Source organism: Variovorax sp. GW531-E2 (genome assembly GCF_059423125.1).
This window is the reverse complement of sequence record NZ_JBWKXQ010000007.1, coordinates 37385-56969: the sequence shown is the minus strand read 5'-3', so window position 1 is coordinate 56969 and position 19585 is coordinate 37385. Positions and strand designations below refer to the sequence as shown.

Annotated in this window: 16 protein-coding genes and 1 other RNA gene; 6 read left to right on the top strand and 11 right to left on the bottom strand. The window is 69.5% G+C overall.

Annotation, left to right across the window (positions count from 1 at the left end; genetic code table 11):
* Nucleotides 1-42: 42 nt before the first annotated feature.
* The gene (locus tag AC07XP_RS06870; RefSeq protein WP_223301333.1) at nucleotides 43-804 is read right to left on the bottom strand and encodes a class I SAM-dependent methyltransferase; all 762 of its coding nucleotides are present in this window, start codon (nucleotides 802-804) and stop codon (nucleotides 43-45) included.
* Between AC07XP_RS06870 and gloB the strand changes: the two genes are divergently transcribed.
* The 3 genes from gloB (at nucleotide 803) to AC07XP_RS06855 (ending at nucleotide 5008) form a co-directional block, all read left to right on the top strand.
* Nucleotides 803-1582, top strand: coding sequence for a hydroxyacylglutathione hydrolase (gene gloB, locus AC07XP_RS06865; RefSeq protein WP_390343511.1), 780 nt, complete (start codon nucleotides 803-805; stop codon nucleotides 1580-1582). The genes AC07XP_RS06870 and gloB overlap by 2 nt on opposite strands.
* Entirely contained in the window at nucleotides 1579-3183 is a 1605-nt protein-coding gene (locus tag AC07XP_RS06860) for a transglycosylase SLT domain-containing protein (RefSeq protein ID WP_495264190.1), read from the top strand. Before gloB ends, AC07XP_RS06860 begins: the two co-directional genes overlap by 4 nt.
* 64 nt (nucleotides 3184-3247) lie before the next feature.
* Nucleotides 3248-5008 (top strand): monovalent cation:proton antiporter-2 (CPA2) family protein, encoded by a 1761-nt coding sequence (locus AC07XP_RS06855; RefSeq protein WP_095950227.1) that lies wholly within the window; start codon nucleotides 3248-3250, stop codon nucleotides 5006-5008.
* Nucleotides 5009-5026: 18 nt separating this feature from the next.
* Here AC07XP_RS06855 and AC07XP_RS06850 read toward each other — a convergent pair whose 3' ends face one another.
* The 7 genes from AC07XP_RS06850 to dnaX all read right to left on the bottom strand — a co-directional run bounded on the left by AC07XP_RS06850 (nucleotide 5027) and on the right by dnaX (nucleotide 11196).
* A complete protein-coding gene (locus AC07XP_RS06850; protein ID WP_062473112.1) occupies nucleotides 5027-5860 on the bottom strand; it encodes an ABC transporter permease in 834 nt (277 codons plus the stop codon).
* Complete coding sequence (locus AC07XP_RS06845) at nucleotides 5857-6672, bottom strand: ABC transporter ATP-binding protein (protein ID WP_495264189.1); 816 nt, start codon at nucleotides 6670-6672, stop codon at nucleotides 5857-5859. The genes AC07XP_RS06850 and AC07XP_RS06845 overlap by 4 nt, the downstream gene beginning before the upstream one ends.
* A gap of 52 nt (nucleotides 6673-6724) precedes the next feature.
* Nucleotides 6725-7762 carry an ABC transporter substrate-binding protein gene (locus tag AC07XP_RS06840; protein ID WP_062473116.1) on the bottom strand — a complete coding sequence of 346 codons (1038 nt, stop codon included), beginning with the start codon at nucleotides 7760-7762 and terminating at the stop codon, nucleotides 6725-6727.
* Nucleotides 7763-7900: 138 nt separating this feature from the next.
* The gene (locus AC07XP_RS06835; RefSeq protein ID WP_447744740.1) at nucleotides 7901-8293 is read right to left on the bottom strand and encodes an MAPEG family protein; all 393 of its coding nucleotides are present in this window, start codon (nucleotides 8291-8293) and stop codon (nucleotides 7901-7903) included.
* 51 nt (nucleotides 8294-8344) lie between these two features.
* Entirely contained in the window at nucleotides 8345-8935 is a 591-nt protein-coding gene (gene recR, locus AC07XP_RS06830; RefSeq protein ID WP_062473120.1) for a recombination mediator RecR, read from the bottom strand.
* A gap of 7 nt (nucleotides 8936-8942) precedes the next feature.
* Nucleotides 8943-9275: a YbaB/EbfC family nucleoid-associated protein gene (locus AC07XP_RS06825; RefSeq protein WP_007836669.1), complete on the bottom strand. Its 333-nt coding sequence runs from the start codon at nucleotides 9273-9275 to the stop codon at nucleotides 8943-8945.
* A gap of 73 nt (nucleotides 9276-9348) precedes the next feature.
* Nucleotides 9349-11196 (bottom strand): DNA polymerase III subunit gamma/tau, encoded by a 1848-nt coding sequence (gene dnaX / locus AC07XP_RS06820; RefSeq protein WP_495264188.1) that lies wholly within the window; start codon nucleotides 11194-11196, stop codon nucleotides 9349-9351.
* A 114-nt stretch (nucleotides 11197-11310) separates the two neighbouring features.
* Between dnaX and ffs the strand changes: the two genes are divergently transcribed.
* An RNA gene (gene ffs / locus AC07XP_RS06815) (signal recognition particle sRNA small type) lies at nucleotides 11311-11407 on the top strand.
* A gap of 105 nt (nucleotides 11408-11512) precedes the next feature.
* Nucleotides 11513-11941, top strand: a complete 429-nt coding sequence (locus tag AC07XP_RS06810; protein WP_495264187.1) for a GNAT family N-acetyltransferase — start codon at nucleotides 11513-11515, stop codon at nucleotides 11939-11941.
* A 12-nt stretch (nucleotides 11942-11953) separates the two neighbouring features.
* Here the strand turns inward: AC07XP_RS06810 and AC07XP_RS06805 are convergent, their stop codons facing one another.
* From AC07XP_RS06805 to AC07XP_RS06795, 3 genes are read right to left on the bottom strand one after another with little or no spacing between them, the layout of a single operon-like run.
* Entirely contained in the window at nucleotides 11954-13192 is a 1239-nt protein-coding gene (locus tag AC07XP_RS06805) for a TIGR03862 family flavoprotein (RefSeq protein ID WP_495264186.1), read from the bottom strand.
* Nucleotides 13189-16461 carry a UvrD-helicase domain-containing protein gene (locus AC07XP_RS06800; protein WP_495264185.1) on the bottom strand — a complete coding sequence of 1091 codons (3273 nt, stop codon included), beginning with the start codon at nucleotides 16459-16461 and terminating at the stop codon, nucleotides 13189-13191. Before AC07XP_RS06800 ends, AC07XP_RS06805 begins: the two co-directional genes overlap by 4 nt.
* Nucleotides 16458-19013: a PD-(D/E)XK nuclease family protein gene (locus AC07XP_RS06795; RefSeq protein WP_495264184.1), complete on the bottom strand. Its 2556-nt coding sequence runs from the start codon at nucleotides 19011-19013 to the stop codon at nucleotides 16458-16460. The genes AC07XP_RS06800 and AC07XP_RS06795 overlap by 4 nt, the downstream gene beginning before the upstream one ends.
* 160 nt (nucleotides 19014-19173) lie before the next feature.
* Here AC07XP_RS06795 and trxA point away from each other — a divergent pair, with 160 nt between their 5' ends.
* Nucleotides 19174-19506, top strand: coding sequence for a thioredoxin TrxA (trxA, locus tag AC07XP_RS06790; protein WP_042578306.1), 333 nt, complete (start codon nucleotides 19174-19176; stop codon nucleotides 19504-19506).
* Nucleotides 19507-19585: the final 79 nt, after the last annotated feature.

Genomic DNA, 19585 nt, shown 5'->3' with positions numbered 1-19585 from the left:
CGTCATGGGGGCGATGCCGCCCGCGTCCATGGATTCGTTCGTTCACTGCTTGCTGCGGTGCACCTTGCCCGCGATGGGCACCGGCGCCGTCGCCCGCGCGCCGCTGCGGCGCCAGTCGGCGCTCAGCAGGCGCATGCCGCGCACGCGCTTCACCGCCACCAGGAAGTAGGCGGCGCCGAAGATCGGCCACCAGCGCTCGCCGGCGGCGTCCATCCAGCGCGAGCGCTCCAGCCAGGCGTCGCTGCGCACCGCCGGCCGGTAGATGCCGAAACGGCCCGACTCCACCTCGAAGCTCAGCAGGCGCAGCCAGTCGCGCATGCGCCAGTAGCCGATGAACTCGCCGGCCTCGGGCAGGAAGGTTTCGCCCAGGCCCAGCCGGCGGTACAGGTGCCCGCGGCGCTGCCGCAGGCCCCACAGGCTGGTCGGGTTCAGGCCGCAGATCACCACCCGCCCCTCGGGCACCAGCACCCGCTCGACCTCGCGCAGCGTGGCGTGCGGATCGGGACTGAGTTCCAAGGCGTGCGGCAGCACCACGAGATCGAGGCTGTTGGCCGCGAACGGCAAGGCGGCGAAATCGGTCACCAGCGTGGCCTTGCCGGCCCGCACCGGGTCGGTCAGGGCCAGCCAGCGGTGCGGCATGCGGTTGGCGCGCAGCCCGTCGACCTCGGCGGCCCCGAGCTGCAAGGCGTGGTAACCGAAAACATCGGCCACCGCCTCGTCGAACTGGGCCTGCTCCCAGGCCAGGAGGTAGCGGCCGGGGGGGGTCGCGAACCAATCCTGCAAACCTATAATTTGACCGCTCATGACCCTTGTTCCGCTGCCCGCTTTTGCTGACAACTACATCTGGATGCTGCACGACGGGCACCACGCCATCGTGGTGGACCCGGGCGATGCCCAACCGGTGTTCGATGCGTTGGCGCACCACAAGCTGCAGCTGGCCGCGATTCTAGTCACGCACCACCACCCCGATCACACGGGCGGCGTGGCCGCGCTGCATGCGGCCACGGGCGCGAAGGTGTGGGGCCCGGCGCGCGAGCGCATCCCCGAGCCTTTCACGCCGCTGGTGCAAGGCGACGTCGCACAGGCCCTGGGCCTGCGCTTCGAGGTCATTGACGTGCCGGGCCACACGGCCGGGCACATCGCCTACTTCCTGCCGGCCTCGGCCGCGCAGGCCCCCGTGCTGTTCTGCGGCGACACCCTTTTCTCCGGCGGCTGCGGCCGCCTGTTCGAAGGCACGCCCGCGCAGATGCTCGCCTCGCTCGACGCCCTGGCGGCGCTGCCCGGCGACACGCGCGTGTGCTGTGCGCACGAATACACACTTGCTAACCTGAAGTTCGCCCGCGCCGTGGAACCCGGCAACGACGAACTCACTCACTACAACGCGCATTGCGAAAGCCTGCGCGCACAGGGGCAGCCCACGCTGCCGTCGCAACTGGCGATCGAACGCCGGATCAACCCCTTTCTTCGCAGCCGCGAAGCCACCGTCTTTCGAGCAGTGCGGGCCCATGCCGAGCTTTCCGCGGATGCCGCCGAAGCCGAGGTGTTCGCCGCCCTGCGCCAATGGAAAAACGACTTCCGATGAAATTTATCGTTGCCACCTGCCTTGCAGGCTCCCTGGTACTCGCGGGCTGCGCGGGCACGGACAACAGCGCTTCTTCCTCCACCAACGCCAAGGCCGGCGCCTCCGCCGGCGGCACGGGCGCCCGCCCGTCGGGCAGCGCCACCCCGGTCTATCCGCGCGACAGCAACCTCAGCCCGCTCACCAGCGGCCAGGCGCGTTCGCAGAGCGTGGTCACGCTGGCACCGCCCGCCGACATGTGGGATCGCATCCGTCGCGGTTTCAAGATGCCCAACCTGGAAAGCGACCTGGTGCGCGACCGCGAGCAGTGGTACGCCAGCCGGCCCGACTACATCCAGCGCATGACCGAGCGCTCGAACAAGTACATCTTCCACATCGTCGAGGAGCTCGAGCGCCGCAACATGCCGACCGAGCTGGCGCTGCTGCCGTACATCGAGAGCGCCTTCAACCCGCAGGCCGTGTCCAGCGCGCGCGCCGCCGGCATGTGGCAGTTCATGCCCGCCACCGGCACCGACTTCGACCTGAAGCAGAACATCTTCCGCGACGACCGCCGCGACGTGGTGGCCTCCACCCGCGCCGCGCTCGACTACCTGCAAAAGCTCTACGGCATGTTCGGCGACTGGCAGCTTGCACTGGCCGCCTACAACTGGGGCGAAGGCAGCGTGGGACGCGCCATCGCCAAGAACCAGCGCCTGGGCCTGCCCACCACCTACAGCGACCTGTCGATGCCGGCCGAGACCCGACTGTACGTGCCCAAGCTGCAGGCCGTGAAGAACATCGTGGCCAACCCGCAGGCCTTCAACGCCGAGCTGCCGCTGATCGCCAACCACCCCTACTTCCAGACCGTGCCGCTCACGCGCGACCTCGACGTGGAACTGGCGGCCAAGCTGGCCGACGTGCGCATCGAGGACTTCCGCGCGCTCAACCCCGCCGCCCACAAGCCCGTGCTGATCGCGGCCGGCACCTCCGAGATCCTGCTGCCCTGGGACAACGCGGCGGTCTTCAAGCGCAACTTCGACGCCTACACGCAGGGCCAGTACGCCAGCTGGACCGCCTGGGTCGTGCCCACCACCATGACGGTGGCCGACGCCGCCCAGCGCTCGGGCATGAGCGAATCGGACCTGCGCGCGCTCAACAACGTGCCGCCGCGCATGCTCATCAAGGCCGGCTCCACGCTGATCGTGCCCCGCGGCGCACGCGTGAAGGAAGACGTGGCGGCGGTCGTGGCCGACGGCGGCCACCTGAGCTTCCAGCCCGAGATCATCACGCGCCGCACCACCGTCAAGGCCGGCCGCTCGGACAACGTGGCGAGCATCGCGCGCCGCTACAACCTCAAGCCCGCGGCCGTGGCCGACTGGAACGACGTCAATCAGAACCACGCCTTCAAGCGCGGCTACAGCGTGGTCGTGTACCTGCCGGTGCGCGCCACGCCCGCGGCGCGCGTCGGCTCGGGTGCCGCGCCCGCGCGTGGCCGGGGCGCGGCGGTGGTCACATCCAAGCGCGGCGGCGCGCCGGTGAAGGCCGCCGCACGCGGCAGCAGCAGCGCCAAGCAGGCTGTGGTGCGCCAGCCGCGCGGCGGCACGCCGTCCAAGCGCAAGCGCTGACCCCTGCCCTGCCGGCGGGCGGTGCCGGGCCCGGACAAGAGAAGCGACATCAGGAGGACAGGCCATGGCAGTCGAAGGAAGCGCGGGCGATCTCATCAAGGTCGTCACGTTGTTGGGGGCCGCCGTCGTGGCCGTGCCGCTGTTCAAGCGGCTCGGGCTGGGCTCCGTGCTCGGCTACCTGGCGGCGGGCCTGGCCATCGGGCCCTTCGGCTTCGGCCTCTTCACCGACCCGCAGACCATCCTTCACACGGCCGAACTCGGTGTCGTGATGTTCCTCTTCGTGATCGGGCTCGAGATGCGCCCGTCGCACCTGTGGAGCATGCGGCGCGACATCTTCGGCCTGGGCAGCCTGCAGGTGGTGGTGTGCGGCATCCTGCTGACCGGCGTGGGCATGGCCTTCGGCTTCCCGCTCGCCGTCTCGTTCGTGTGTGCGATGGGCTTCGTGCTCACCTCCACGGCCATCGTGATGCAGCTGCTCGGTGAACGCGGCGACATCGCCGCGCCGCGCGGCCAGAAGATCGTCGCCGTGCTGCTCTTCGAAGATCTGCTGATCGTGCCGCTGCTGGCCATCGTCGCCTTCATCGCACCGGTGGATGCGGCGCAACAGGCCATTGCGCCTTCGCGCTGGATCGGCATCGGCATTGCCGTGGGTGCGCTCGCGGCGCTGGTGGCGGCCGGCATCTGGCTGCTCAATCCGCTGTTCCGCGTGCTCGCCAACTCCAAGGCGCGCGAGGTGATGACGGCCGCGGCGCTGCTCGTGGTGCTGGGCGCGGCGCTGCTGATGCAGGTCGGCGGCCTGTCGATGGCCATGGGCGCCTTCCTGGCCGGCGTGCTGCTCTCCGAATCGACCTTCCGCCACCAGCTCGAAGCCGATATCGAACCCTTCCGCGGGCTGCTGCTCGGGCTGTTCTTCATCGGCGTGGGCATGTCGCTCGACCTCGCGGTGGTGGCGCAGAACTGGCAGCTCATCGTCGCGGGCGTGATCTCGATGATGGTGGTCAAGGCGCTGTGCATCTACGGCGTGGCGCGGCTCGCCAAGAGTTCGCCCGCCGATGCGCTCGACCGCGCCGTGCTGATGGCACAGGGCGGCGAGTTCGCCTTCGTGCTGTTCTCGTCGGCGCTCGCCGCCAAGGTCATCAGCCCGACGGTCAACGCCAACATGACGGCGGTGGTGGTGCTGTCGATGGCGCTCACGCCGCTGGTGGTGCTGGCGCATCGCCGCTTCGCGCCCACCGCGCAGGCCTCGATGGAGGGCGTGGAGAAAGCCGAAGAACTGGCCGGCAACGTGCTCGTCATCGGCTTCGGCCGCTTCGGGCAGATCGCGATCCAGGGCGCGCTGGCGCGCGGTGCGTCCATCTCCATCATCGACAACGACACGCAGGTGATCCGCGACGCCGCCGACTTCGGCTTCAAGGTGTACTACGGCGACGGCGCACGCGCCGACGTGCTGCACGCGGCGGGCGCGCACAACGCCCGCGCGATCATGGTGTGCATCGACAACCGCGCCGTGGCCACGCGCATCGCCGAACACGTGAAGGCCGAGTTCCCGCATGCGCACCTGATGGTGCGCGCCTTCGATCGCGAGCATGCGGTGGAGCTCGTGAAGCTCGACGTCGACTACCAGATCCGCGAGACCTTCGAATCGGCCATGGCCTTCGGCCGCCAGGGCGTGGTCGCACTGGGCGCCACGCCCGAGGAAGCCGACGAAGTGATCGACGACCTGCGCCGCCGCGACAAGGAACGGCTGGTGCTCGAGATGTCCGGCGGCCTCTTCGCGGGACGCGCGCTGGTGCAGGTCAACACCGAAACGCGCCAGACCCACTGAACGCGCTGAACGCGCGGCTCAGAGCTTTTCAGTCTCTCCGCTGCGCGGCTGCCACTTCATGAGCCGCTTCTCGATCAGGCCCACGAGCCCGTCGAGCGCCAGCGCGAAAGCCGTGAGCACCACGATGCCGGCGAAGACCGTGTTCACGTCGAAGGTGCCCTCGGCCTGCAGGATCAGGTAGCCCACGCCGCGCGCCGAGCCCAGGTACTCCCCCACCACCGCGCCGACGAAGGCCAGGCCCACGGAGGTGTGCAGGCTGGAGAACACCCAGCTCGTGGCGCTGGGCAGGTACACCGTGCGCAGCAGCTGCCGCTGGTTGGCGCCCAGCATCTTCGCGTTGGCCAGCACCACCGGGCTCACTTCGCGCACGCCCTGGTAGACGTTGAAGAACACGATGAAGAACACCAGCGTGACCGCCAGCGCCACCTTGCTCCAGATGCCCAGGCCGAACCACAGCGCGAAGATCGGCGCGAGGATCACGCGCGGCATCGAGTTGGCGGCCTTGATGTACGGATCGAGGATCAGGCTCGCCGTGGGCGCCAGCGCCAGCCACAGGCCGCAGCCCAGCCCGAGCGCCGTGCCGATGCCGAAGGCCAGCACCGTTTCGAGCAGCGTGGTGCCCAGGTGGCGGTAGATGTCGGCATTGCCCTTCAGGCCTTCGGGAAACAGCAGGTTCGGCGGCACCTCGAAGGGCAGGAACCAGCTCCAGATGCGCCCCGCCACCACGATCGGCTGGCCGAGGAAGAACGCGATCTGGTCGTTGCGCGAAGCAACGTGCCACAGCACAAGGATCACGGCCAGCAGCGCGAGCTGCCAGAAGCGCGCATGGCGTGCATCGAGGCGCGGCATCATGCGGCCTTCCTCAGTTGCTGCGCGTAGCCCTTGAGCACCTCGTCGCGCAGCACCTCCCAGATCTGGCGGTGCAGCTCCACGAAGCGCGGCTGCGTGCGCACCTCGGCCACGTCGCGCGGACGCGGCAGGTCGATCACGAACTCGCCGATCGGCCGCGTCGCCGGGCCGGCCGACAGCACCACCACGCGGTCGCTCATCGCAATCGCCTCATCGAGGTCGTGCGTGATGAAGAGCACCGCCTTCTTCTTCGCGCTCCAGAGTTCGAGCACTTCGTTTTCCATCAGCTGCCGCGTCTGCACGTCGAGCGCGCTGAAGGGCTCGTCCATGAGGATGATGTCGGGGTCGAGCACCAGCGTCTGCGCCAGCGCCACGCGCTTGCGCATGCCGCCCGAGAGCTGGTGCGGGTAACGGTCGCCGAAGCCCGAAAGGCCCACGCGCGAGAGCCAGGCCTCGGCCTGCGCGTGCGCCGCGGCGTCGGGCACGCCGCGGTACTGCAGCCCCACCTTCACGTTGTCGATGGCGCTGCGCCACGGCATCAGCGCCTCGGTCTGGAACATGTAGCCCGCACGCTTGTTCACGCCCGTGAGCGGTTGGCCGAACACCTTCACCCCGCCCGACGACGGCTCGAGCAAGCCCGCGCCCACGTTCAGCAGCGTCGACTTGCCGCAGCCCGTGGGCCCGACCACCGAGACGAACTCGCCCGCGCCGATGCGCAGCGTGGTGTCGTCCACCGCCGTGTAGCGCTGGCCCGGGTCGTCCTTCGAATGGAAGGTGCAGCGGATGGAAAGGAGTTCGAGGGCGTAGTCGGACATGGCGCTCCGGAAGAAAAAACCCGGCCGAAGCCGGGTTGCTGAACGTTCGCAATCAGGCTTTGAACCTGTCTTTCGCACGCTTTGCAAAATCGTTGGTGTAGGTCCTGGCGAGGTCGATCTTGTCGGCCTTGACCGAGGTGTCGAAGCTCGCGATGGCGTTGAGCGCCGTCTTCGGCCCTTCGGCCGGCACGAGGCCGTCGGTGGCGATGGACTCGCGCACCTTGTCGAACGACGCGAGGTACAGCGCGCGGTCGCCCAGCAGATACGTCTCGGGCACGGTCTTGATGATGTCGCCCGGCCCCGCCGTCTGCAGCCACTTCAGGCCGCGCACGATCGCGTTGGCCAACGCCTGGCAGGTGTTGGGGTGCTTCTGGATGAAGTCGATCGGCGCGTAGAGGCAAGCGGCGGGCATCGGCCCACCGAACACCTGCTCGGTGCCCTTGAGCGTGCGCGTGTCGCTGATGATCTTCACGTCGCCCTTCTGCTCCAGCATGGTCATCACCGGATCGGTGTTGCTGATGGCGTCGATCTGGCCCGAGCGCAGCGCGGTGAGCGCACCGGCCGCCACGCCCACGCCGATGAAGCTCACGTCACTGGCCTTGAGGCCGCCGCGCGAGAGCACGAGGTTGGCCACCATGTTGGTCGAGGAGCCCGGCGCCGAGACGCCGATCTTCTTGCCCTTGAGGTCCTGGATGCCGGTGTAGCCCGCCATGTTCTTCGTCGACACGCCCACCGCGATCTGCGGTGCGCGGCCCTGCAGCACGAAGGCCTGGAAGAACTGGTTCTTGGCCTGCAGGTTGATCGTGTGCTCGTAGGCACCCGAGCAGACGTCGGCCGAGCCACCCACCACCGCTTGCAGTGCGCGCGCACCGCCGGCGAAGTCGGAGATTTCCACTTCGAGCCCTTCGGCCTTGAAGTAGCCCAGCTGCTCGGAGATGGTGAGCGGCAGGTAGTAGAACGCCGCCTTGCCACCCACCGCGATCGAGACCTTGGTTTTCTCCAGCTTGGCCTGCTGCGCAAAGACCCGCGGCAATGCAATCGCTGCGGCAGCGACTGCGGAGGCGGAGATGAGGGTTCTGCGATGAAGCATGGCGCGGTCCTGCGGGCTCTGTGATTCTGGTGAACTGAATCGAGCTTAGGCGTGCGCCCTGTGGGCCTGCATCGGGGTCATCCCGTGCGGGTTTTCACGTAAGCACGAAGGCCTCCTGGAGAAGCCTTCGCCAAGGCGCTATCGCGCCAGAAAAAGTATCGCGATATTGACCAGGAACGCGAGTGCCCAGACCGCGCTGCGCGCGCTCGGCGCGCCGCGGATGTACAGGCCGAGGTAGATCACGCGCAGCACGACGTAGGCCACCGCGAGCATGTCGAGCCGCGCCTGCGCCACGCCGAGCTGGTGCGCAATGAGCACCGCGCCGATGAAGAACGGCAGGCCTTCGAAGCTGTTGGCCTGCGCGCTGTTGGCGCGTGCGCGCCAGCCGCTTTGCTTGGCGGCCCAGTCGCGCGGATGCATGTTGTCGCGCACGCCGAAGCTGCCCGCCTTCGCGATCCATGCCGCGAGGTACGGCAGCCCGCAGGCGATGAACACGCACCAGTAGGCGATGGTGAGCAGGGAGAAGGTCATGGTAGCGACAACAAGAGGGAAGAACGAGCGCGGCCTTGAACAGGCCGCGCGTCAGCGGCGATCGACCAGCGCGTGCGCGATGGTGCCGAGGTCGACGTACTCGAGCTCGCTGCCGGCCGGCACGCCGCGCGCGAGACGCGTCACGGTGAGCCCGTGCTGCTTGAGCGCCTCGCCGATCACGTGCGCCGTGGCCTCGCCTTCGGCGGTGAAGTTGGTCGCGAGGATGACCTCGCTCACCGTGCCATCGCGCGCGCGGTCGAACAGCTTTTGCAGGCCGATGTCCTTCGGCCCGATGCCGTCGAGCGGGCTGAGCTTGCCCATGAGCACGAAGTAGTAGCCGCGAAAGGCGCCCGTGCGTTCGAGCGCGGCCTGGTCGGCCGGCGTCTCGACCACGCACAGCTTGGTGCCGTCGCGCCGCGAGTCCATGCAGACATGGCAGATCGGCGCTTCGGTGAAGGTGTTGCACAGCTCGCAGTGCCGCACCTGGCCTGCCGCCTGCTGCAACGCGCGCGCGAGCAGTTGCGCGCCCTCGCGGTCGTGCTGCAGCAGGTGGAAGGCCATGCGCGAGGCCGACTTGACGCCGACACCGGGCAAGCGGCGCAGCGCATCGACCAGCGCATCGAGCGAACTGGCGTCTGCCATGCCTCGCTTAGAACGGGAGCTTCATGCCGGGCGGCAGGCCGGGCATGCCGGCGGTGAGCTTGCCCATCTTCTGCTCGCTGGTTTCCTCGGCCTTGCGCACGGCGGCGTTGAAGGCGGCAGCCACGAGGTCTTCGAGCATGTCCTTGTCGTCGGCCAGCAGGCTGGGGTCGATGGTGATGCGCTTGACGTCGTGCTTGCAGGTCATGACGACCTTGACGAGACCGGCGCCCGACTCGCCTTCGACCTCGATGTGTGCCAGTTCTTCCTGGGCCTTCTTGAGGTTGTCCTGCATTGCCTGCGCCTGCTTCATGAGGCCGGCCAGTTGTCCTTTGTTGAACATCGTTGGTCCTGTCTGTGATGGGTTGGTGATGGAAAGAATACGGTCGAAAAATGCGGCGACTGCAGCGCCGACTTCAGAGGGGCTTCAGCGATCCGGGCACGATCTTCGCATCGAAGTCGCGCATCAGCATCTGCACCTCGGGGTCGCTGCGGATGGCTTCCTCGGCCACCCGCTGGCGCTCGTCGGCCGCCTGCTTGTTGCGGCGCGCCGGGCTGTCGACCACGCCGCCGATCTCGATGGCCAGCCTCACATTGTGGCCGAGGCCCTGCAGCGCCGCCGTGAGCTTCTCTCGGCTGGACGGCTGGTTGAGGGTTTCGCGCTCGATGCGCAGCATCCACTGGTCGGTGTCGCGCGCCACCAGCTGCGACTGCAGCGCGAGCTCGCGCGCCAGTGCCGCGACGCTTTCGGCGGCGACGAGCTGCATGACCGTGGCATGCCAGAAGTCGCCCTCTTCGCTCGGCGGGATCGGGGTGTAGGTGCTGCGCTGTTCTTCTTCGCGCGGCACGTCGCGCTGGCCGGGCGGCGGTTGCACGCGGATCGGCACGCCGACGACATGGGCTGCGGGGGCGTCGGACGCCTCTTGCGGGGCAGGCCGAGGCATGGGCTGGCGCTGCGGGGCATCGACCACCGCGAGCCGCTGGCCGGCCGGCGCGGGTTGCGCGGGCGGTTGCGAAGGCGCGGCAGCAGGTGTCGGATCGGGCACCGAAGGCCGGGAAACCGGGGTGGCTTCGCGCGCGGGAGCCCGCGGCGCGGCGCTACCGGCGTCATTCAGAGTTTTTTTTTCCGTGGAGGCCGTCGAGGCGGCCGCGTGGGAAGGCTTGAAGGCCAGCAGCCGCAACAGCACCATGGTCAGCGCCGCGTACTCATCGGGCGCCAGGCCCAGCTCGCCACGCCCATGCAGGCACAGGCTGTACAGCAGCTGCGTCTCGTCGGCGGGCATCAGCGACGCCAGGCGCGCCGTGTCGGCCGCGTCGGGGTCGGTGGCCGCGTCGGCCGATTCGGCGCGCGAGGGCACGGCCTGCAGCACGGCCATGGCCTGCAGCACCGCCGTCATTTCTTCGAGCGTGGACGCGGCGGACATGCCGTCGCGACGCAGCGCCTCGGAGGTGTCGACGACGGTCTTGCCGTCGCCTTGTGCCAGCGCTTCGATCAGGCGGAACACATGGCCGCGGTCGACGCTGCCGAGCATCTGGCGCACACCGGTCTCGAGCAGCTCGCCGTTGCCGAAGGCGATGGCCTGGTCGGTGAGCGAGAGCGCGTCGCGCATCGAGCCGCGCGCGGCGCGCGCCAGCAGGCGCAGCGCCTGCGGCTCGGCCGGCACCTGCTCGGTCTGCAGCACGCTCGTGAGGTGTTCGAGCACCGTCTCGGGCGCCATCGGCCGCAGGTTGAACTGCAGGCAGCGCGACAGCACCGTCACCGGCACCTTCTGCGGATCGGTCGTGGCCAGCACGAACTTGAGGTACTCGGGCGGCTCCTCGAGCGTCTTGAGCATCGCGTTGAACGCGGTGTTCGTGAGCATGTGCACTTCGTCGATCATGAAGACCTTGAAGCGCCCCTGCACCGGCTTGTAGACCGCCTGCTCGAGCAGCGACTGCACTTCGTCCACGCCGCGGTTGGAGGCCGCGTCGAGCTCGGTGTAGTCGACGAAGCGGCCCGAGTCGATGTCCTGGCAGGCCTGACAGACGCCGCAGGGCGTGGCGGTGATGCCGCCCTGCCCGTCCGGGCCCTGGCAGTTGAGCGACTTGGCCAGGATGCGCGACACCGTGGTCTTGCCCACGCCCCGCGTCCCGGTGAACAGATAGGCGTGGTGCAGGCGCTGCGTCGTCAGCGCGTTTTCCAGCGCCTGGACCACATGCCCCTGACCGACCATCTCACCGAAGGTTTTCGGACGGAACTTGCGAGCGAGCACGAGATAAGACATTGCGGGCATTCTAAAAGGCGCGGCGGGGGTCACTTCACGCTTGTTTCCCATCCGCCGTCGAAATGATTCACGCCCCGGCCAAGGGGGCAAATCCGCGCGGTTAGAATGCAGGCTGACGGGCCTCCCTGCATGGTGAAGTGGCCAACCGGGTCAGGTGGGGAACCAAGCAGCCCTAACTGCGTAGTCAGTGCCAGGGGTAAGGCTCGTCAACCTAACATCCAGAAGCCGTGAGTTCCTTTTCAGAGAACTTACGCGCCGTGTCCAGGGGTTACCGGCCCCGGGCACCTCAAATTCCCAGAACTTCGCGCAGCCATCCATGAACTTGGACATCCGGCCCGCCCGCATCAGCGATCTCGAAGCGTTGGAGCGCCTCGACACCGTGGCCGCGCACGATGCGTGCCGCGCCGTGCAGATCCAAGGCTGGATCGAAGATCGCTTCTGCCATGTGATCGAGGTGGATGGCGACATCGCCGCCTACGGCGTCCTGCACCACCACTTCTTCGACTGCGGTTTCATCGAGATGCTCATGGTCGGCGAAAGGTTTCGTCGCAGGCGACTCGGCCTGCGGCTCGTCGATCACTTCAAGTCGATCTGCGAACGCCCCAAGCTTTTCACCTCCACGAACCGCTCCAACGGGGCGATGCAATCGCTGCTGAAGGAAGCCGGGTTCAGGGAAAGCGGCCACATCGAGAACCTCGATGCGGACGACCCCGAGCAGGTGTTCTTCTGGCCCTGCGAGCGCTGAGCAGGCCTGCGGCTATAGCCCCAGCCGCTGGATCGCGCCGCGCGCTGCAGCCGCGCCGCTGGCCATCGCCGCCGTGAGCAGGTAGCCGCCGGTCGGCGCTTCCCAGTCGAGCATTTCCCCTGCCGCGAACACACCGGGCAGCGCCGTCGCCATCAGGGTCGGATCGAGCGCGTCGAAGCGCACGCCGCCCGCCGTGCTGATCGCCTCGTCGACCGGCCGCGTCGCGACCAGCTTCAACGGCACCGCCTTGATGGTGGCCGCCAACTGCGCCGGGTCCTGCATCGCTTCCTTGCTCAGCGCCTCGTGCAGCACGCCCGCCTTGATGCCCTCGATGCCGAGACGGCTCTTGAGGTGGCTGCTCAGCGAGCGCGCGCCGCGCGGATGCTTCACCGCGGCGAGCACCTGTTCGGCGCTGCGGTCGGGCAGCAGGTCGAGCAGCAGCGTCGCACTGCCGTTCGCTGCAATCTCGTCGCGCAGCAGCGCCGACGCCGCGTAGACCAGGCTGCCTTCGATGCCGGTGGCCGTGACGACGAACTCGCCCTTGCGCGCGAAGTGCCGGCCCTGGCTGTCGGTGAAGGCGATCGCGACCGACTTGAAGGGCTGCCCCGCGAAGCGGCTTGAAAAATGCTCGCTCCAGCCTGCGCCGTCGAAGCCGCAATTGGCCGGCAGCAGCGGCGCCACCGCCACGCCCTGCGCCTGCAGCCACGGTGCCCACGCGCCGTCGGAGCCCAGGCGCGCCCAGCTCGCGCCGCCCAGGGCCAGCACCACGGCATCGGCCTTGGCGCTGACCTCGCCCGTCGGCGTCGCGAAGCGCAGCGCGTTCGCATCGAAGGCCCCGTCGCCCACCCAGCGATGGCGCATGTGGAACTGCACGCCCGCGGCGCGCAGGCGATGCAGCCAGGCACGCAGCAAGGGCGCGGCCTTCATGTCGGTCGGGAACACGCGGCCCGAGGTGCCGACGAAGGTCTCGATGCCCAGTCCGGCCGCCCACTCGCGCGCCTGTTGCGGACCGAATTTGGCGAGCAGCGGCTCGAGTTGCGCGCGGCGCTCGCCGAAGCGGGTCACGAACACGTCGAAGGGCTCGGAGTGCGTGAGGTTGAGGCCGCCGCGGCCGGCCAGCAAAAACTTGCGGCCCACCGAGGGCATCGCGTCGTACACATGCACCTGCGCGCCGGACGCGCTCAGCACTTCGGCCGCCATCAGGCCGGCAGGTCCGCCGCCGATGACGGCGACGGTAGAAGAAACAGTCATTCGAGATTCACCAGTTCGCCCTGCCCGGTCAGGAACGCGGCGCGCACCGTGGCACCGGGGTAGGCATGTTGCACGGCAGCGCGGTAGCGCTGCATCTGTGCGATCAGGGCCGCGTCCCGTTCGGGGCGCGCGGCCGATTTGTAGTCGAGGATCCACCATGCGCCGGTGGCGCGCTCGCGCACCAGCCGGTCGATGCGCAAGGTATCGCCCTCGTGGACCAGCGTGACTTCGTTGCCATGCCAGTCGATGCTGCGATCGTCCCACACCCAGGCACCGGCGCCCGCGCGGATGCTCTGGGCCAGCGCCGCGGCGCCACGTGCCTGCTGCGGGTCGAGCATGAATTCGCGCGCGGCCGCCCGCACATGGGCCGGTGGCAGCGCCTCGCCGGGCACCGCCCATTCGAGCAGCCGGTGCATGGCCTGGCCGAACGCGGCGGCGCGCGCGTCGACCGTGGCGTCTTGTGCCTTCTTCTTTTCGGGTGGCGCACCGGTTGCAGCCACGAGCGGTGCGGGCAGGCGCTTCATCGCGAAGGTGCCCACCCCGGTATCGCCGGCGGCGGAAGCTTCGACCAACGGCTCGTCGGCCTCGGTCGGCTCGCACAGCGGCTCCAGCCGCGCCCACCAGCTGCCCTCGTTGGCGCGCGACGGCTTCACCGACGACAGCACCAGCCGCTCGCGGGCCCGCGTGGTCGCCACGTAGAGCCCGTTGAGTTCTTCGCGGTGGCGCGCGCGCTGCTCCTCCTCGAGCAGCGCGGCGGCGCAGGCCGGTGGCGTCTTCTCACTGGCCAGGAACACAAAGCGCGTGGGCGCGCTGTCGCTGCCCTTCCACTCGACCAGCACGCCCATGGTCTGCGCGCGCGGCGGCGGGGCATCGCAGTCGAGCATCAGCACGGTGTCGGCTTCGAGGCCCTTGGCACCGTGCACGGTCAGCAGCTGCACCGCCTCGGGCGCGGCCACGGTGGGCGCACGCACGCCGCCCGCGCGCAAGGCCCGCACCAGGGCATAAGGCGTCGCGAAGCGCGCACCGTCGATGTCGAGCGAGGCAGCGACCAGCCCGCGCAGGTTGGCCAGCGCGCTCTGGCGCAAGGCCGCCGGCACCGCGGCGCCGAACTTCGCGAGCACGTCGCCGTCGTGAAAGATCGCATCCAGCGCGTCGTGCGGCGGCATCGCCATCAGCCAGCGCTGCCAGCGGCGCAGCTGCACGCCCGCCTCGGTCAGCACGGGCGGCAGGCCTTCGCCCTTCTGGATCAGCGAGAACCAGCTGGCGACCGGTGTCTCGCGCTGGCAGCGGGCCAGCTGCACCAGCGTGTCGTCGTCAATGCCGAACAGCGGCGACTTGAGCGCGCGCGCCAGCGACAGGTCGTGCGCGGGCGACACCAGCGCGTCGAGCAGCGCGACCACGTCCTGCACTTCGGGGGCGTCGTTCAGGTCGTTCTTCTCGGGCTGCTGCACAGGAATGTGGCGACGGCGCAGCGCGTCCTGCATGGCCGACAGCCGGCTGCGGCGGCGCGCCAGCACCATGATCTGGCGCGGCGGCGTGCCGTCGGCGATGCGCTGCGCGACCCAGCGCGCGGCCTGCTCGCATTCCTTCTGCAGCAGCTGTTCTTCGGGGAGCACGCGCGGCGTGACGAGGCTGTCGCGCCAGTGCAGCATGCCGTCGTCGGCCGGCGCGGCGGCCACGGCGGTGTCCAGCGCGTCGCGGTCGATGGCGGGCAGCTTCAGCAGCTCGCCGTCGTCGCCGCGCTCGGTGGTGTGGGCACGGTAGCCGTCGAACTCGCCGGCCGCCTGCGCGGCCAGCATCGCGCTGTTGACGAGGCCGACCACGGCGCGCGCGTTGCGGTGCGTGTGGTCGCAGTTGAGCAGTTCGCCGCCGAGCCCTTCGCGCACGAACTTCTTGGCGGCGATGAACACCTGCGGCTCGGCGCGGCGGAAGCGATAGATGCTCTGCTTGGGGTCGCCCACGATGAACACGCGCGGCGCGCTGCCGCCCGCGCCGGTGTAGGCACTGAGCCAGCCGTAGAGCGCCTGCCACTGCAGCGGGTTGGTGTCCTGGAACTCGTCGATCAGCAGGTGCGCGACGCGCGCGTCGAGCCGCTCCTGCACCCAGCCCGACAGCGCCGACTGGCCCAAGAGCAGCTGCGCGGCCTGTTCGACATCGTTCATGTCGACCCAGCCGTGCGCGCGCTTGACCTCGCCGAACGCGGTGATCAGCAGGCGCGTGAGCCGCGTCATGCGTTGCTGGTACAGCCATGCCGCGTGCTGGGCCTGCGCGGCGCACAGCAGCTGCAGTTCGGTCTCGGCCTCTTGCGCGGCGGGGAATTTCTGCAGGTTCTTGGTGAGCCGGTCTTCGGTGGCGACGAAGAAGGTCTTGCGCAGCACGGCGAGCGCGTCGGCCAGCGCTGCAGGCGCGGGCTCGCCCGTGCCGAACACATCGATGATCGCTTCGGCCGCCTTCTGCGGTGTCTTGTTGGCCTCGCGGCCGAGGGCGGCGGCGCGGTCGAGCCAGCGGCGGCGCACGGCCTCGCCGCGCAGCGCGTCGGTCGGCAGCTCCAGCCCCTGCAGGGCCGGGTACAGCACGTCGAACGGCGTCACGGCATCCTGCGGATCGGACAGCGAGAACTCGACCCGCTTCGACAGCGCCTCGCCCAGCGCCTTCGCCGTCTGCGAGCGGCCGTGCGTGGCGACGACGGCGTAGTAGTCGGCCAGCGCGCGCGCATCGCCAGTCACGGCCTCGAAGAACGGCCGCCAGGTGTGGTTGCGCGCCTCCGCATCGTCTTCGAGCAGTTCGTAGTTCGCGGGCAGCCCCAGCTCGCGCAGCACGGCCAGCGGCGCGTTGCGCAGCAGGCCCGCGAACCACGCGTGGAAGGTGCGGAACTGCACCGGCCGCCCGCCTTCGAGCAGCCGCCGATAGAGCCCCTGCAGGCGCGGCACAGCCGCCTGCGCGGCCTCGGGCGTCATGCCGCGCATCACGAGCTCGCGCTGCGACGCGGCCGGATCGAGTTCGGCGAACAGCGCGAGCCACTGGTCGAGCCGCTCGCGCATCTCGCCGGCGGCCTTCTTGGTGAAGGTGATGGCCAGGATCTCGTGCGGCTCGCAGGCGGAATCGCCCTCTTCGAGCAGCGCACGCACGATGCGCGACACCAGCATCCATGTCTTGCCGGCGCCCGCGCAGGCCTCGACCGCGACCGAGCGCCGCGGATCGCAGGCGACGGTGTAGAAGGCCTCGCGCGCGACGTGCCGGCCGTTGTGTTCGTAGGCAGCGCCGTTCATGGCGTGACCTCCCAGAAATCCTTGCGGCACAGGCCGCGCGCGGCGCAGAAATCGCAGACGCTGCCCTCGCCCAGCGGCGGCAGCGGCGCGCCCTGCGCGATGCGCGCGAAGTCCTCGATGATGCCGGCGACCAGCGCATCGCGCGCCTCGACCACGGCGGGCTGCTCGACGGTCTGCGTGCCGGACGACTTCTCGCCCACGTTGACGTAGGCCGCGCGCAAGGTGTCGTCGGCCACCAGCGCTGCGTAGAAGGCGAGCTGCGTGTCCTCGGTCGGGTCCTTCACGCGCTCCTTGGTGACGGAGGCGGTCTCGGTCTTGTAGTCAATCACGAAGGGCTGGCCGTCGGCCGTGCGGTCGACGCGGTCGAGCCGGCCGACCAGCCGCAGGATGCCCAGGGGCTGTTCCTTCCAGGGCTCGGCCTCGACGAAGACCGCCCCGTCCGCTTCATGTTTCGCGAGCCAGTCGAGATACCCGTCGCGCACCGCCGGCCACGCCGCGGCGAAGGGCAGGAACTCGGCGTCGGAGTAGCCGAGGGTCTGCGTGACATCGCGCGCGGTGTCGGCCAGCAGCGTGGCGCGCGCTTGCGCATCGCCTATTGGCGCGTCGCGCAGGGTCTCGTGGAACTGGCCGAGCACCGCGTGCAGCCAGTTGCCGAAGTCGCGCTTGTCGACCTCGGCATCGAGCTCGTCGGCGGTGCGCAGGCCCAGCTGGCGCAGCGCGAAGAAGCGATAGGGACAGCGGCGCAGGTCTTCGTAGACGCTGGTCGACACATTCGTGAGCGGCAGCAGCGCGCCCGAGGGCGTGGGCCGCAGGGTCGGCGTGACGGCGACGTCGCGCGGCGTGCGCGGATCGACACCCGACTGCAATGCGTGCGCGAGCTGCAGGGCCTGCACCAGCGGGCTCGGGCGCACAGGCTCGCCGCTGGCGTCGGAATGGCGCCAGACCAGGTCGCAGCTCGGGTTGCGCGTGGCCATGGCCCAGGCCGCGCGCTGTGCGGCCTCCAGCACCTCGCGCGAGGCCAGCCCCAGGTCGAGGCGCTGCGCCGCGCTCCAGTTGCCCGGCGGCTCGGGCGACGCGGGCATGCGGCGGTCGTCGCAGCCGGGAATGACGACGGCGCCGAAGACGCGGCCCAGCAGCTGGTACATCGGCAGCACGGACACCCTGGGCGCCTCGTCGCCGGCGGGCGGCACGAAGCTGGCGTCTTCGAGCACGTCGCGCGCCCAGGCCGTGAACTCGGCCAGGCTGTGGCGTCCGCCGGGGAACTCGTCTTCCTCGCCGTGCGCGTCGGCATCGAGCCAGAGGGCGGCGATCACCTTGGCGCCCGCGAAGTCGGCGGTGAGCGCTTCCCATTGCTCGCCGGCCGTCAACAGCTCGCGCAGCGCACGGTGCCACTCGGCCAGCGAGCGCGCGCGCGCCATCGGGGCCCGGCGGGTTTCGATGGTGACGGTGAAGGCGCGCAAGCCCTCGTCCTGCGGCTTGTCGCTGCGCGCCATCAACGCGCACCATGCCTGCCAGTCGCGCACGCCTTCGCGTCGCAGGCGCATTTCGAGCGACTGCACGGCGAACACATCGACCTCGGCGCCGCTCTTGAGCCATTCGAGCACCTGGTCGGTGGCCGCGTCGTGCGCGCAGGCGCGCAAGGCACTCATCAGTGTGGCGGCGGCGCGCGTGGTGGACAGCTTCCAGCCGGTTTCGTCGTGCGTGACGATGCCTTGGGTGCTCAGTTGGGCGCTGATGCGGCGGGTGAGCGCGCGGTCGGTGGCGACGAGCGCAACCGGCGCGCGGCCCTCGGCCAGGTGCTGCAGCACGCAGGCGGCGGCCAGCTGGGCCTCGTCCTCGGGGTCGAGCGCCACGTGCGCGTGGGCCGCAGACGGCGGGGCATCGGCGGGCACGAGCGGAATGCGGATCGCGCGATCGCCCCACAGCGCGCACAGGGCCTGCGTGAGCGGATCGGTCTGGAAGCCTTCGAGCACGATCAGCGCATCGACCTGGCTGCGCGCCGCATCGCGCAGCAGCACGTCGGTCGCGTAGCCCGAGTTCGCGGCCCAGGCCACGGCGACGCGGATCAGCGCGCTCTCGATGCGGAACCACTCCGACTCGCTGCCGGCGTCGGCCACCTTGGACGCCCCCTGGGCCCAGTCGCTGCCGCGCACGTCAGGCGCCACGGCGGATGCCAGCGGCGCCAGCTGGTAGGCCAGCTCGACCACGCGCCCCGCGAGCGCGAAGCGTTCGGCCTGGAAGCCCGACTGCGCAAGCAGGCCCTGGGCCGTGACCAGGTCGCGCGCCATGTCGAAGGCGATGTCGTAGCCGGATGGCAGGAAGCCGCCCGCGCTGCGCGCCCAGTTGTGCGTGGTCTCGAAGCGCGGCACGAAGCCCGGGCTGCCGCAGCGCGCCCACATGCCGCGCGCGACCGCCATCAGCTGCGCATACGGCACCAGCACCACGGTGCGCGCCGCATGCAGCTGGCGCTCGTCGAGCGCGCGCACGATCCGTGCGACGACGCCGTCGGCGGGATCGCACCACAGGGCCTGGACGGGGTGGCCTTCGTTCATGTTCTATCGAGGGGGTTGAGGGGGTCGGCGGCAGGGCCGCAAAGGGCTTTGGCTATCGCCGCCATAGCCGGGCCGCATGGCACGTCGCCCCTTGGTTTCTGTCACAATGACCCGCACTTTAGCTGCACCGAAACTCTCTCTGCGCACAAGGACACATCACATGGCCAGCGAACTGATCAAACACATCTCCGATTCTTCCTTCGAGGCCGACGTGCTCAAGTCCAGCCAGCCGGTTCTGGTCGACTACTGGGCCGAATGGTGCGGTCCCTGCAAGATGATCGCCCCGATCCTGGACGAAGTCTCGGCCACCTACGAAGGCAAGCTGCAGATCGCCAAGCTCAACGTCGACGAGAACCGCGACATCCCCGCCAAGTTCGGCATTCGCGGCATCCCCACGCTGATGCTGTTCAAGGACGGCCAGCTGGCCGCCACCAAGGTCGGCGCCATGAGCAAGGCGCAACTCACGGCCTTCATCGACCAGCAACTCGCCTGATGCATTTCTTCCGGCCAGCGCGCAATGCGTTGGCCGGGGCGATTTTCCTGTCATAATCGCCCTCAGTTCACCGGGCCTT